We start from the raw sequence: 13210 nt of genomic DNA on the forward strand, positions 1-13210 counted from the left end.
AAAAAATTAGATATATCTGTAGCATTTTTATCATCTGTAGAAATTGGCAAAAAGTCTGTTCCTGTAGGACTGGAGGAAAAGATAATTGAACTCTATGCTTTAGATCGAGAGGGAGCAGAAATTTTGAGAAGAGAATCGGATGCTTGTCGCAAAAGCTTCACTATAAAGCCTTCTGATACATTGAGTCGTGAAATTGCTGGTATGTTTTCTAGACTGATAAATATTATTTCACAAGAGGAGTTAGCACAATTGAAGAAATTATTAGAGAAAGCTGGCAAAAAGAATGCGCTTTGTAAAGGAAAGTGTGAAAATCCTATTCCCGAACCTGATTATATGCTCCCTAATCTTAAAAAAATACAAATAAAATCAATATGTTATGTAATTAAATTTAAGATTCGAATTCAGGTACCCCAGCCAATTCTAGTGAAATTAGTTAATTAAAGTTCAGCTTGAGAGTGGATTAACCCCCTTAACCATCTGTTGCTATTCATAGCAAGTCTGGTAAGCTGAAAAATACCCATTTGTAGCGGATTAGCTCTAAATATGGTAAGGTTTTCTTTTACTATAGCTATTGCTCAGAGAGCTCTTTTAAAAGATTCTTTCTATAAGAGGGGGATAAATGATTTATGCGCACTTGCTTTAGAAAAACTATTTGGCTGGATTTTTTTTCTATAGCAACACCAGCGGGTAATTTTCCGTATTTCACCATCTTCATTACGTCGAACAGCGTAGCAATAATGCTGATTAGGAAATATATTTCGTTGCATGTCACGGACCATACCAGCAGCATGTCCATAGGGTGCTACACAATCAATGAACCATACGTATTTTCCATTCTGCCAATCCGCATCGGACAAAAGCTCTCCCTTTTCAAGCATAGATTGATGATTTTTTCATCTAAAAAAGCCCAAGTGATAAAGGCACAAAATTCTCCACGTTCATTTTTATAGAGTTTATATTGCCCAGTCTGTAAAGCTGGTCCTAAATTTCGTTCGATATCCCAGATTCGTCAGCGGCGGTATAAGGGAGATGTAAGCATTAAAACAACCATAGCTCCTAACGCTGTAAGAGGATCTATGAGTGATGGTGATGGATTTTCATTTACAGACATTATCTTTCCTTTAGGGACTGTTCTAAAACTTTGGTAATAGGTTCAAAGAAATAAGAAATGAGACGCCGTTTTGAGGTAATGACATCCGTTGTCACAGTCATGCCAGGAATAAATTTAAGTTGTTTGTTATTCAAAGTGATATGATCTTGGTCAATTTTGATTAAAACAGCGTAGACACCATTATTAATTTCTTTATCATAGCGCGCTGTAGCGCCTACATTAACGACTGTACCGTGGATAACACCGAAACGTTCAGGCGGAAAGGCAGAAAACTTGATGTAAGCACGTTGGCCCTTTTCTAAAAAACCAATATCTCGATTATCAAAAAACGCTTCAACAATGAGACCGCCTGTACCAGGGACAATACGCATGAGTGTTTTACCAGCTTCTACAAAGCCGCCCAAAGTATGGATACTTAAATCATCGATACGTCCATCAACAGGTGCATAAAGTGATAGGTGGTCAAGACGGTATTGAGTGCTATCAAGCTTTGCTTTTAATCCTTGAAGGTTCAGTTCTGTTTCACGCGAAAGTTGGCGATAGCGGGCGATTTCATCGGAAATGAGACTTTTCCGTTGTTGGCGGAGGGTGTTTATTTCGGCGGCATTTTCTTCCAAACGTCTTTGATTGGTTAAAATTTCATGCTCGACATTTTTAAAGTCATGTAAACGCTCTAAATAAACCGCTTGGCTAATGACTTTTGTTTCCATCAGGCTTTTTGCAGCTTTTAATTTTCCTTGACTTAATTGACGATCATCTTCCAACCTATCTAATTGCGCATGTTGTGTTGCACCGCTGCGCTCGACGCGGTCCGCTTGTGCTTTTAGCGCTCTTAATTTATCTTGGAGAGATTGAAGGGTAGCGCTAATGAGTTTTTCTCCTTCTATTCTTGCAGTCTTATTGCCAGAAGGAGGAACTGGCAGATAGGCAAGCCCTTTGGTCACAAAATCTTTATCCAAAGGATCACTTTCATGCAAAGCTGTTAAAATAGCTGTTGCGATTTGTGCTTGAAGGGTTTGTTGCGCGATATCTGCTTGAATACGTGCGCGCTCATTGAGGGCTTCACGGGGATCTAATTGAATAAGGAGATCACCCTGATGAACAAATTGCCCTTCTTTTACTAGAATTCTCTCAATGCGTCCTGTATTTTGCGCTTGGACCAGCTGAACGTAAGCGGTGGGAATAACACTTCCTTGCCCCCGTGCAACAATCTCTGTTTTTGCGATAAAGCTGCCGATCACAATAAAGAGAAATAAGGTGACCAAAACAGCAACAACCATATGAAGCGTTGGCGATAAAGGGTGCAAATAGGGAGCTTTATCTGCCATTTTTTGTCTCCAAATCAGTAAAGTTTAAGACGGTTGCATGCTGAGGAAAGAGGTCACTTTTGTGGGTAATAACAAGAACAATACGTTCTTGCGAAAGTTTATATAAATGCTCAACAATTTGTGTACTGACAGCGTCATCCAATGCGGAAGTAGGTTCATCCAAAATAAGAAGGCTTGGGTTTATCAGAAAGAAACAAGCCAAAGCCAAGCGTTGGCGCTGACCACCTGATAAAAAACCACCTTGCTCTCCTACTTGAGTATTGAGTCCTAAAGGGCAACTGAGCAATCAAATCATGGCAAGCACTAACATATAGTGCAGCGTCGATTTCATCTTTAGTGGCATCTGGTTTAGCAAGAAGCATATTCTCAAGAATGGTTCCGGAAAAAAGGCAAGGATTTTGAGGAAAATACGCGATTGTTTCACGCACGCTACGGACATCAAAATTCTGTAAAGGTTGTGTGTTAATCAATATCTTTCCGCTTGTTGGGGGGTAGAGTCCACAAAGGAGCTTCGCCAAGGTTGTTTTTCCGCACCCTGAAGGACCAAGTAACATAATCGGTTGTCCAGATTGTAAACAGACATCAAGATGATTGATAATGGACTTATCTCCATAAGAAAAACAGAGATCGTTGGCTTCAAGATGAGGAGGAGCGCTGAGTTGAAGAGGCGGCTTTTCTTCTTTCCATTCTGCAGGGGAGTTAAGAATATCGCCCAAACGAAGACGAGAGATTTTCAAATGCTGCCATTCTTCCCATAGGGATGCAAGGCTTAAGATAGGACCAGAAACATTTCCAGCGAGGAGATGAAAGGCAATAAGTTGCCCTAGCGTAATCTGGTTTTGAAGAACTGCCTGAGCACCAAAAAAGATAATAAAAATAGTGAAAAGATCACCAAAAATATGGCTCATGGCTCCATTGAGAAGATGCAATTTACTGGTTGTAAGGCTTTGATCTAAACTGCGGGCTAAAGTTTCTTGCATACGTATCGTATGAGCAGCTTCTTTTACGTGTGCTTTTATGGCTTCAAGATTGGTAAAACTTTCAATGAGGCGCGATTTATGGGCAGCTTGCAGAGTGAAAGCACGGCGTAATTGGCGGCGCAAGAAGGGACCGACCAACGCTAAAGAACCCATTTGCAAGGGTAAAACAATAAGGACAATGAAGGTAAGTTTTGGACTAATGGAAAAGAGTGCAGCAATATAAATAATGGCAAAGAGAACATTCAGTACAGTTGTGGCGATGGTTCCTGTTAAAAAACCGCGAATTGTATCAACTTCTCCAATACGTGAAAACAATTCTCCTACTTGCCAAGTGCGTAAAACAGGCAAGGAGAGACTTAACACATGGGTGTAAATACGTCGTCCAAATTCTAGCGTAAGCCGATTGGCTAAATAAGCTCCTAAATAACCTGATAGAGTGCTAAGAGCTGTGCTAAACAGCATGATAGCAACCATCAAGACAACGATAGCATAGAGACTTTCAATACGCTGAAAAGGAAGAATACGGTCGATAATCGCTTGAAAAATAAAAGGATTCACCAAGCCTAGCAAACGCAAAACAACAGCAACGCAACTGAGTTCGATGACATAATAAATATATTTCTTTGTTATTCTTGTAAACCAAGAGAAGGCTACTAGTTTTTCTTGTGAATGATTCATTTTATTTTATGATTTTTTTTAAGAGAAAGAGCGATTGATGTCGCATATTTAAACAGTATTGTAAATATTGTTATTACTAAATAAAAAGTATACATTTTGTGCGAATGAGATATAAACATAATGTATTTATTATTTATACAGTATTTTATTATTATTTTTTACAAATTATATTTGACATTTTTTAAACAGAACAATAATGAAATTGCAGCTGCATCATTATGATACAGTTATTTTAATAATATAATTTGTATGTTTGGTTGGCTTAGTGGTTGGTCTAATACTGGTTTTTCTCATAGTTTGTCTAATGCTTGGTCTGATATTTCATCAATTAATTTTTTAAGTAGTGGATCACAGCCTGGGTGTACTGTCGGCGATTATCTCTCTACAGCAAATTCATACGGAGTGGTGGGAAGAGATATAGGAAGAACTGGTGGAGTATTTGTAGGCGGTATAGCCGGAGGTCTTTCATCAGGCGGATTGGGTATAATTTTAGGTGCAGGAACCGGTGGAGGAATCGGTGCAGGTTTTGGCTATGGGGTAGGAGCAGGTATAGGTTTAAATACTCAGTATAACGCGTGCTATTATTAATTATAATATTTTAATAATTTTTTACATTGTTAATGATGTTGTAGATATATTTTAGTGAATATATCTACAAACATTTGTAAATAAAATATATTATTAGTAATAATTTAAATTATAATTATATTAAGTTGGAAATTTGTACATTATGTATATTTTAAATATTATTAATGAATTATTTTTATTAGTTTGCTTTTTAAGTATATTTATATATTTATTTGAATTGTATTATAAATCTAATGGATGTAATGAAAAAAACATTAAAATAAAATCATTAATAAGAATAATTTCATTTTTTATATTATTCGTTATATTATTTTCCCTAGTTAAGTTTTATATTAATACAATTTAATTAAATATATTTTATATTTATTTATTTTATATAATTTTAAGTGGAATTTATTATGGATGATATTTTATTTAATATTAAAAATGCATTACTTGCAACAAATATATTTCTAGTTTTAAGCATATTTTCCTCTAAATTAAAATTCCCTACTTGGAAAAAGTCTATTAAATTAGGATTTATTATAATTATCNCATATACTTTACAATATATTTTGGACTTTATTATTTTATAAACTAATATTATATAAAATATCTATGTATTTTATATTTTTATTGTCGATTATTGTAGTTGGTATTGTTAATGTGGACAGATTTTATTAATTTTGTTGTAAATATGTTATTTTCAATAATAAGTGTAGTTACAATTATATATTATTTATTATTACTAAATAAATATAAAAATTATAATAAAAAAGAATACAAAAAAAATATATTATTGTTAGTGATAGGTTTAATTTTTGTAATTGTTTTTATAATAATTTTTATGAATATATACTATTAATCTTTAAAAAAATTTTTACTTATTACATTGGGATAGATACTTTAAAATCAGTATTATCATCAAGAATTCTGTTTTTTATTTCCTATTTTAAATCTTTTTAATTATTTCAAGCATGGGTTGTTTTGATATTATTGTCTTTTGTATAAAAATTTTCAGTTTATAGTTTTTGAAAAGTGATTCTCTTCTTATGTGTCATATTTATTGAAAAATAAGCAATTGTTATGGACATAAAATGCCTTATCTCTCTTGATTGTTATTCATCATCTTCAGAAAGAGGAAGTGACGCGATTTCTGTATCAAGCGCATCCATAAAATCGATAATAAAAGCAGCATTGGTTCCCAAATCTCTTGGCAAATAACGAGAAGCAGAACGCATATCAACAAAAGTGGTATCCCCTTCATCAATTAAACGAATGACAATATCTGAAATAAAGCCAAGGTAAAAGGTTTTTGCTATTGTTTCAATATAAAGCGCATCTTCTTCACCTTGAAACTTTCTTTGAGCCACAACAGGCCAATCATAGGTTGCTAAAACATTGAGAACAGATTCGCGAATACGCTCAGGTGAGCCATCATAACGGCGCCCCGATATTTCTGGCCATTGTGACATCTGTAATGTTGTTTGTTCAGTCAAAACACTTTTAAGCGGTAAAGCATCGCTGGGACGTATTGTGCGAAAAAAAGCTGGCGGGCTTTGTGTATCGGTAGAAATATCGTAAAGAGCCGGGAAGGTAAACCAAAGTCCAAAAAATAACATCAATGGTGTAGCAGTTATTAATGAATAAATGATCCCTTTTAAAGCTTTCATTCCCCCTAGGGCTCCATAGACCCATAAGCTGTAAAGTGCTTTTAAAGCAAGAAAAAGAGAAATAATCACACAGCCAGTAGAGATACTTATCAAAATTATGAAGTCGGTTACGTTAATGACAGAAAAACGTTGTAAAATGACTGAAAATAATAAAATAAAGAACGCCAATCCACCAAATCGAGGGGACCATACTGATGCTCTTGAAACGAACCGGACATATCTCTTCTTCATGAAGTTTTTTCCCCTCAATTGTAAACTATAAGCCAAGTTTTTTCAGAGTGCATATCCTACAAAAAAATTCTGCTCATAAGAGAAAAATAAAGCACTTATTTTTGAGGTCAAGGATGAGTAATGTCTTATAAGTTTCCAGCGATTATTTTGGCACTTCATTGAAGGTAATGAGTATTTCTTCTATAGTTTATCATGTCATTGATGCGAACTTTATGGAAACGTTTGTAAATAAAAAGAAAAAACTCAAATAGCAAGTTTACAGTCGTTAGCAGCATATTTTTCTAGAACTTTACTCTTGATTTTTCTCTTCTGATTACGGGGAGTTTTTTCTGTCAGATAATGCGTATCAAATATGGTATGATGATGTGCAATAGAGATTTCATTCTATCTCAATAAAAAATTTAGGGATCTACAATCAGAAAAACCTGAATTCGAGTATTCGATTAATAGAGAAAAAAGATAACCATTTTGATAGGCTTCGTTTATTTTGTATAGAAAGTAAGGTGTTGTACAAATGAGAGGTTAGTCCGTTTTTATTCATAAAATATGCGGCAGGTTGCAGATGAAAGGAAAGCTTCACTTTCTTTTTTTGCTAGTGAAGAAGGGGCAAAAATACGTAAAATGACAAAACCTTCATTCAAATTTTTAGCAACCAAAACTGAATTGGCATTTTTTTTAGGTTTTGATTTTTTGAGTTCTATTATTTGTATTGGTTTTCCAATAATAAGATCGAGTGTATTATCAGGGGCTGTTCGGTCATTAAGGCTGTAGAAAATAATTCCGTTGTGTGTGTAGGCTGCCAGTGACCAAAATTGTCGTGTTTTCGAAGCTTTTAAATGAACAGGTCCATTTTCAAGATTAAATCTACAGACTTTAAGAAGAAAGAGTGGATCAGCAAATTGTTGAATAGGATTATTGGGAGTAAATTCAACAAATTGATAAGGGAATCCAGATTTTTTAAGAGTTGTCCATATATTATTTTGTGCCCAATAGGGGATTAGCAATAAAACGCAAATATGAACAATGATAGCGCCAATGATTGCAAGAAGTGCGGTATGAATAAATCTAGTCACAATTTATTTGTCCTGATGGAATTTGTTCTATTGAGGGCATCGTAAGCTTTTGTAGTGCCGTTGCAGAAATGATTGAGGTATCGTATAAGGTAAGAATAAGCCCAAATTCTTTTTGACTAATTGCTGCAAGCCAATTGCCGGCTTGGGGTGTAGGTGAAATATTGATGCGCAATGAGCCATCATGTTCATAAGTAATAGCGTTCGTGTGGAGTTCAAAAGGGATTTCTTTAGATGAAGTATAGGGTTTAAGGGATTTGTCAGCTGTATAAAGGGTAAAAAGACGGGTTTCAGGGATGGTGCCTTTGAGCAAATAATGACAGTGCGGGTGGAGTGGACGCCCTTGGTTATCTTGCCAAATCTGGAATTGAAGACCTTCAGTGCGTCCGAGTGAAACTATGCCTCGTTTGGCCGTGCGGGCGCGAGTGTAAGGGTCCATATTGGCGGTTCCCACTTGTGGATAAGCACTCCATTTTCCAATTGTGAAGCGTCCAAAATGAGGAAAGGAATTGAGCACATAATCAACACTCAGTTTTCCACATAAAATGGAAAAAGCGACGATAAAAAAGAAAATGGTGATATTAAAAAACATCAGTGAATATCTTGAATTCAAAATGTTGAATCTCCAGTTGTTTTCGTCTTCACAGAAATTGCAGATGTTTTTTTCAGATCTTTGTTAATCAATCGCACGATATTCAATGTTTCAGGAGAAAGCGTAGAGGGTATTGGGGAAAAAAATTCAGAATTTGCATGGGAGGAAAGTATTGGGGGATGATAAGGAAGAAGAGAACTTTTAACACCATAGAGTTGTTTGAGCATAATATTTTGGTGTGCAGTAAGCATGATGCGATGCCATATCATGGCAGGAACGCCACCCCCAAAAGCACGATTCATCGGTGAAAAGTTATCATTTCCCATCCACACCGCTCCAGTATAATTGCCTGTAAAGCCAACAAACCAAGCATCACGATAGGATTGTGATGTTCCAGTTTTCCCAGCGACAAGAGTCATAGGCAGAGCAGCACGCTTACCAGACCCTCGTGTTGTGACACCCACCATCATTTGGTTCATATAAGCAGCTGATTGTTTGCTGAGAACTCGGTGTAACTTATTTCCGTTATGCTTGAAATCCCATACCACACGCCCATCGATTGTTCTGATTTGCGTGAACCCATGCCGATTACCAGCTATCCCACCATTCGCAAAGACATTAAAGCCAGTTGCTTGATCCATGGGGGTCATGTTGGAAGTGCCAAGAACCATCGTTTTGTGTGATATAATATGCGCGTTAATCCCCATATTCTTGATGAGATCTACGATAGGTTGGGTATCGCGGTTAAGATATTGATAGGTGAGATACACAGGGACTGTATTAATGGAAAAAGCTAAAGCTGTTGCTAAATCAATTTTCCCCAAATAACGACCAGAATTATTTTTTGGTGTCCAACCTCCCCAATTGATGGGGGCATCTAAAACGATTGTTGAGGGAGATAGACCGTGTTCCAGTGCGGTTGCGTAAACATAAGGTTTGAATGAAGAACCAGTTTGCCGTCCTCCTTGTGTCGCTCTGTTAAATTGGCTCTTTTTATAATCTAGTCCTCCAACAATTGCGCATACGGCACCGTTATTATCGAGTATAACGGTGGCAGCTTGTGTTACGCGATATTGTTGACCATATTGATGTAAATGATATGCAATTGATTCTTCTGCTGCTTTTTGAATATTCGGATCAAGGGTCGTTTGAATAATTAAACTATGGCTTGGAAGTTGATTACGCATTTTTTTGGCTTCCTCGAATGCCCAATCAAGAAAATAATCAGGCTGATTATTTTCTATTTGGGGAAGTGCTCTAGCAGGGTGGCGATGCGCATTGATAATCTGGCTCTTTGTCATAAAGCCACTATTAACAAGATTAGAAAGGACTACATTGGCACGTGTTTGAGCAGCAAAGAGATGACTATGAGGAGCATATTTTGTTGGGGCTTTAAAGAGTCCTGCTAACATAGCAGATTCACTTAAAGATACATGACGTATATTTTTTCCAAAATAAAATTTTGCTGCTGCTGCAATACCAAAATTATTTCCTCCCATATAGGCTCGGTCAAGATAAAGTTGTAAAATCTGTTTTTTGCTAAAATTTACTTCTAGCCAAAGAGCAAGATAAGCTTCTTTGATTTTACGTGTTATGGTTCTCTCGTTTGTTAAGAATAAATTTTTAGCCAATTGTTGTGTGAGAGTTGAACCACCTTGCACCACACCTTTAGCTTGCATATTTTGTGAAATTGCCCGTGTAAGTCCTTGAAAATCAATACCCCAATGATCGAAAAAACGTCGGTCTTCTGTAGCAAGAACCGCTTTAATGACAGTGTCAGGCATTTCTTCAACGGGGACAGAGATCGCCGGCAGTGCACCACGGTGCCCAATGGAATTTCCATAGCGATCTAGAAAAAGAATAGAAAAGTTTTTAGGAGAAGACCAATCTGTTTTGGTCAGTTCAAAAACAGAAATGCCCAAAATAGTGAAAAGAGTAAATCCCATCAACCCTAATGTCAGTATTTCACCGAGAACTTCAATGATAAAACGTTTCCATCCTTGAAGATGAAAATTTTGTGAGATGATTTTTGCCTTTTTCCAGAAAAAACTGTTAGCAGAACGAATGTGATAAAGCGCTGTGTCCAATCGTGCGTCTAATTCAATGAGAGCAGGACTGTGAAATGGCTTACGGTGTTGCCCTTTATTTTTTTTAAAAAAATCAAACATTTAAAGAGAGCCTATGGCAAAGAAATACAACCAAACAAATCTACAATAATTATATGGAGTAGAAGTATTTTTTTGCTATAGTGCTAACAGAGAAAGAGTTTATTTTAGAACTATTCATTTTTCGTAAGATAGTATATTAATATTTCATTATTTTATCGAATAAATTTTATTCTCATTATTAAAAATATTTTTTTGATTTTTTAAAAATTTGGAGTAATGTTAATACGTTCTTCTGTAAGATAGAGGATAAATTATTTCCATTTGTGACTTTTAAATCGACCAGAAAAAACATTATTTCTTTTATCCTTTATCAAGGAAGAGAAGAGATGGGTTATTGAAATATTTATGATGAAAAAAAATTTCTTGTTCGTAATAATAATAGCTTTTTTAGGAGCAGATTCTGTTCTAGCTTCTGAGTGTGCTGAAGTAGGTAAGAAGGTTGCCGTGCAAGAGAGCGGGGTTCTCATCCGTTCAAAACCGGTTGTTCAGGATGGAAAGGACATGTGTGCAATTGTGGTTGTTGTACCAGCCCGTAATGGTGAAAAGTTACGTCGTGTTGAGTTTTTTGTTCCTGCTGATTAGTCTTTGGCAGATGGTGTTGTGATGCGTATCTTAATCGTTGAAGATGATCGGTATCTTCACCATCAATTAGCAGAAGCTGTAAGACGTGCAGGATATGTTTCCGATAGTGCTTTCGATGGTGAAGAGGCTTATTTTTTAGGTAGCACAGAGTCTTACGACGCAGTGATACTTGATATAGGTTTACCGTATATTGATGGTATTCGTGTTGTTGAAAAGTGGCGTCAAGAAGGGCACTTCATGCCTGTTTTAATGCTAACGGCGCGAGATCGTTGGTCTGATAAGGTGCACGGTATTGATGCTGGGGCTGACGATTATGTTGTGAAGCCATTTCATTTGGAGGAAGTGATGGCGCGCTTGCGAGCATTAATTCGTCGTGCTACGGGACATGCGACAAGTGCATTATGTTGCGGAAATGTTTTGTTGGATACGAAGACGTCTCGTGTTTTTGTGGATGGTCAATTGATTAAACTAACATCTTATGAATTCAGACTGCTTTCTTATCTCATGCATCATTGTGACAGGGTCATTTCAAGAACAGAGCTTACTGAACATCTTTATGATCAGGATTTTGATAAGGACTCGAATACGGTGGAAGTCTTTGTAGGTCGGTTACGGAAAAAGCTTGGAGTGGATTTGATTGAAACTATTCGAGGAATGGGGTATCGCGTGAGAATGCTAGGTGATTAATGATTGTTTTCGAAGAGAATAATTGGTGTAGAAGGTTTTTTTTTATAATCACTCGATCTCTCAGTTTACGTGTTATGATTTTATCAACGTTATGGGTTGTTATTTCTCTTTTATCGATTTCTGCAGTAAGTATTTTATTTTATAAGCGTTCAACTGAACAAAGCCTAGAGCGTATCCTTTCTGCTCAACTCTACAGTCTTATTGCAACAGTGACGGTGTCATCGGAAGGTACTTTGAGAGGAGGGGCTGGGATTGATGATATTCGTTATTCTGATCCAACAACAGGATGGTATTGGGAAGTTGTTGCGATATCCCATAATTTAAAAGGAAGATTGACGTCCCCCTCATTGGGAACAGGCGAGATATTTACACCAAGTGATGTTGATATACCTTTTGACAATAAATTCTTTCGCTCTTATCGGATAATGGGGAACAATGGTCAAAAGCTACAAGTGATTGAGAGTGATGTTGTTCTTGATAATAAAAATCATATTGCACGTTTTCGGCTTGTTGGGAATATCGATGAAGCTCATGCCCAGGTAGAGGAATTTAAGCGAACTTTGCAAATTTTTCTTTGGAGTTTCGGTATCGGGAGTGTTCTTATTAATATTGCTATTATTTTCTTTAGTTTTCAACCGTTGAAGCTGATTCGACGCGCATTAAATGATATTCGCGAAGGAAGAGTTCACTATGTGAATACGGATTTAGTAAGCGAAGTGATGCCACTTGTACAAGAGATGAATGCTCTCATTAATAATAATCAGCGTATTATTGAGCGATTTCGCACACAGGTTGGTAATCTCGCGCATTCATTGAAGACGCCTCTATCTGTGATTATGAATGAGACAGATAAGATGCGCGGAGAAAAGGCTTGTTTGTTGAGAGAGCAAACGCAAATAATGCAAGCTCAAATCAATCATTATCTTCAGCGTGCGCGGATTGCAGCACAATGCGATAGTATTGTCTATCATACGTCTGTTCGCAGTGTGCTTGAACGTTTGGTGCGGGTTATGAAAAAGCTTAATCCTGAAAAAAAAATTCAATTTATTATGGATGTTGATGATATTGTTTTTTCTGGAGAGAAGGAAGATTTAGAAGAAATTATAGGGAATTTGATTGAAAATGCTACTCAGTGGTCTCGCGAAAAGGTTTTGATCTCTTGTTGTTTAGAAGAAAATGTTGAAGAAAAAGAATATTTTAGTATCTTTGTAGAAGATGATGGTCCTGGTTTAACAGAAGACAAAATGGATGAAGCATTAAAAAGAGGGCGGCGGTTTAATGAAAGTAAACTCGGGGCAGGCTTAGGGTTAGCAATTGTTTCAGATATGGTCAGTGAATATGGTGGAAATCTCTTTTTATCACGTTCTGATTTGGGTGGGTTGTATGCAAAAGTTTTATTACCTAAGATGGGAGAATAACATATTTTCTCCTTAAGAAAGAAATGTCTATAAAGTTTGTAAAGCAGTATTTTCAGACAATACATAAAGAGTAGGGAAACATTTTTTTTAGTTTCTTTGTTTTATTGATATATAATAACTATGGA

11 protein-coding genes and 2 pseudogenes are annotated in these 13210 nt (G+C 36.3%); 5 read left to right on the forward strand and 8 right to left on the reverse strand.

Going from position 1 to position 13210, the window contains the following annotated elements; genetic code table 11:
• A pseudogene (locus ACFIJ0_RS01205) lies at nt 1-282 on the forward strand (XRE family transcriptional regulator); the annotation flags it as partial.
• Between the two features lie 320 nt (nt 283-602).
• On the opposite strand, the pseudogene ACFIJ0_RS01210 reads toward ACFIJ0_RS01205, so the two are convergent.
• From ACFIJ0_RS01210 to ACFIJ0_RS01225, 4 genes and pseudogenes are all read right to left on the reverse strand, one after another.
• Nucleotides 603-1006 (reverse strand): annotated as a pseudogene (locus tag ACFIJ0_RS01210) (toxin-activating lysine-acyltransferase).
• 104 nt (nt 1007-1110) lie between these two features.
• Complete coding sequence (locus tag ACFIJ0_RS01215) at nt 1111-2439, reverse strand: HlyD family type I secretion periplasmic adaptor subunit (RefSeq protein WP_375623331.1); 1329 nt, start codon at nt 2437-2439, stop codon at nt 1111-1113.
• Nucleotides 2429-2647 (reverse strand): hypothetical protein, encoded by a 219-nt coding sequence (locus ACFIJ0_RS01220; RefSeq protein ID WP_375623333.1) that lies wholly within the window; start codon nt 2645-2647, stop codon nt 2429-2431. The genes ACFIJ0_RS01215 and ACFIJ0_RS01220 overlap by 11 nt, the downstream gene beginning before the upstream one ends.
• Nucleotides 2595-4097 carry a peptidase domain-containing ABC transporter gene (locus tag ACFIJ0_RS01225; RefSeq protein WP_375623335.1) on the reverse strand — a complete coding sequence of 501 codons (1503 nt, stop codon included), beginning with the start codon at nt 4095-4097 and terminating at the stop codon, nt 2595-2597. Before ACFIJ0_RS01225 ends, ACFIJ0_RS01220 begins: the two co-directional genes overlap by 53 nt.
• Before the next feature lie 249 nt (nt 4098-4346).
• Between ACFIJ0_RS01225 and ACFIJ0_RS01230 the strand changes: the two genes are divergently transcribed.
• Nucleotides 4347-4685 carry a hypothetical protein gene (locus ACFIJ0_RS01230; RefSeq protein ID WP_375644051.1) on the forward strand — a complete coding sequence of 113 codons (339 nt, stop codon included), beginning with the start codon at nt 4347-4349 and terminating at the stop codon, nt 4683-4685.
• Between the two features lie 1097 nt (nt 4686-5782).
• Here ACFIJ0_RS01230 and ACFIJ0_RS01235 read toward each other — a convergent pair.
• From ACFIJ0_RS01235 to ACFIJ0_RS01250, 4 genes are all read right to left on the reverse strand, one after another.
• Nucleotides 5783-6568, reverse strand: a complete 786-nt coding sequence (locus ACFIJ0_RS01235) for a DUF1499 domain-containing protein (RefSeq protein ID WP_375623339.1) — start codon at nt 6566-6568, stop codon at nt 5783-5785.
• A 533-nt stretch (nt 6569-7101) separates the two neighbouring features.
• Nucleotides 7102-7641, reverse strand: a complete 540-nt coding sequence (locus ACFIJ0_RS01240; protein WP_375623341.1) for a hypothetical protein — start codon at nt 7639-7641, stop codon at nt 7102-7104.
• Entirely contained in the window at nt 7634-8230 is a 597-nt protein-coding gene (locus tag ACFIJ0_RS01245) for a DUF1214 domain-containing protein (protein WP_375623343.1), read from the reverse strand. Before ACFIJ0_RS01245 ends, ACFIJ0_RS01240 begins: the two co-directional genes overlap by 8 nt.
• A 17-nt stretch (nt 8231-8247) precedes the next feature.
• On the reverse strand, nt 8248-10398 hold the full coding sequence (locus tag ACFIJ0_RS01250; RefSeq protein ID WP_375623345.1) for a transglycosylase domain-containing protein: 2151 nt from the start codon (nt 10396-10398) through the stop codon (nt 8248-8250).
• Between the two features lie 345 nt (nt 10399-10743).
• Between ACFIJ0_RS01250 and ACFIJ0_RS01255 the strand changes: the two genes are divergently transcribed.
• The 3 genes from ACFIJ0_RS01255 to ACFIJ0_RS01265 are packed head-to-tail and all read left to right on the forward strand — an operon-like array spanning nt 10744 to nt 13085.
• Nucleotides 10744-10980 (forward strand): hypothetical protein, encoded by a 237-nt coding sequence (locus tag ACFIJ0_RS01255; RefSeq protein ID WP_375623347.1) that lies wholly within the window; start codon nt 10744-10746, stop codon nt 10978-10980.
• Between the two features lie 21 nt (nt 10981-11001).
• The gene (locus ACFIJ0_RS01260; RefSeq protein WP_375623349.1) at nt 11002-11667 is read left to right on the forward strand and encodes a response regulator transcription factor; all 666 of its coding nucleotides are present in this window, start codon (nt 11002-11004) and stop codon (nt 11665-11667) included.
• Nucleotides 11667-13085 carry an ATP-binding protein gene (locus ACFIJ0_RS01265; protein ID WP_375623350.1) on the forward strand — a complete coding sequence of 473 codons (1419 nt, stop codon included), beginning with the start codon at nt 11667-11669 and terminating at the stop codon, nt 13083-13085. Before ACFIJ0_RS01260 ends, ACFIJ0_RS01265 begins: the two co-directional genes overlap by 1 nt.
• Nucleotides 13086-13210 lie beyond the last annotated feature (125 nt).

The sequence above is a fragment of the Bartonella sp. OC68QHHN genome (genome assembly GCF_042193875.1).
Classification (GTDB): domain Bacteria; phylum Pseudomonadota; class Alphaproteobacteria; order Rhizobiales; family Rhizobiaceae; genus Bartonella; species Bartonella grahamii_A.

What these genes read in the sequence shown, in the direction of transcription:
- ACFIJ0_RS01215 (WP_375623331.1), bottom strand. Translation starts at nt 2,439, where the DNA reads ATGGCAGATAAAGCTCCCTATTTGCACCCTTTATCGCCAACGCTTCAT.
- ACFIJ0_RS01225 (WP_375623335.1), bottom strand. Translation starts at nt 4,097, where the DNA reads ATGAATCATTCACAAGAAAAACTAGTAGCCTTCTCTTGGTTTACAAGA.
- ACFIJ0_RS01230 (WP_375644051.1), top strand. Translation starts at nt 4,347, where the DNA reads ATGTTTGGTTGGCTTAGTGGTTGGTCTAATACTGGTTTTTCTCATAGT.
- ACFIJ0_RS01235 (WP_375623339.1), bottom strand. Translation starts at nt 6,568, where the DNA reads ATGAAGAAGAGATATGTCCGGTTCGTTTCAAGAGCATCAGTATGGTCC.
- ACFIJ0_RS01245 (WP_375623343.1), bottom strand. Translation starts at nt 8,230, where the DNA reads ATGTTTTTTAATATCACCATTTTCTTTTTTATCGTCGCTTTTTCCATT.
- ACFIJ0_RS01250 (WP_375623345.1), bottom strand. Translation starts at nt 10,398, where the DNA reads ATGTTTGATTTTTTTAAAAAAAATAAAGGGCAACACCGTAAGCCATTT.
- ACFIJ0_RS01255 (WP_375623347.1), top strand. Translation starts at nt 10,744, where the DNA reads ATGATGAAAAAAAATTTCTTGTTCGTAATAATAATAGCTTTTTTAGGA.
- ACFIJ0_RS01260 (WP_375623349.1), top strand. Translation starts at nt 11,002, where the DNA reads ATGCGTATCTTAATCGTTGAAGATGATCGGTATCTTCACCATCAATTA.
- ACFIJ0_RS01265 (WP_375623350.1), top strand. Translation starts at nt 11,667, where the DNA reads ATGATTGTTTTCGAAGAGAATAATTGGTGTAGAAGGTTTTTTTTTATA.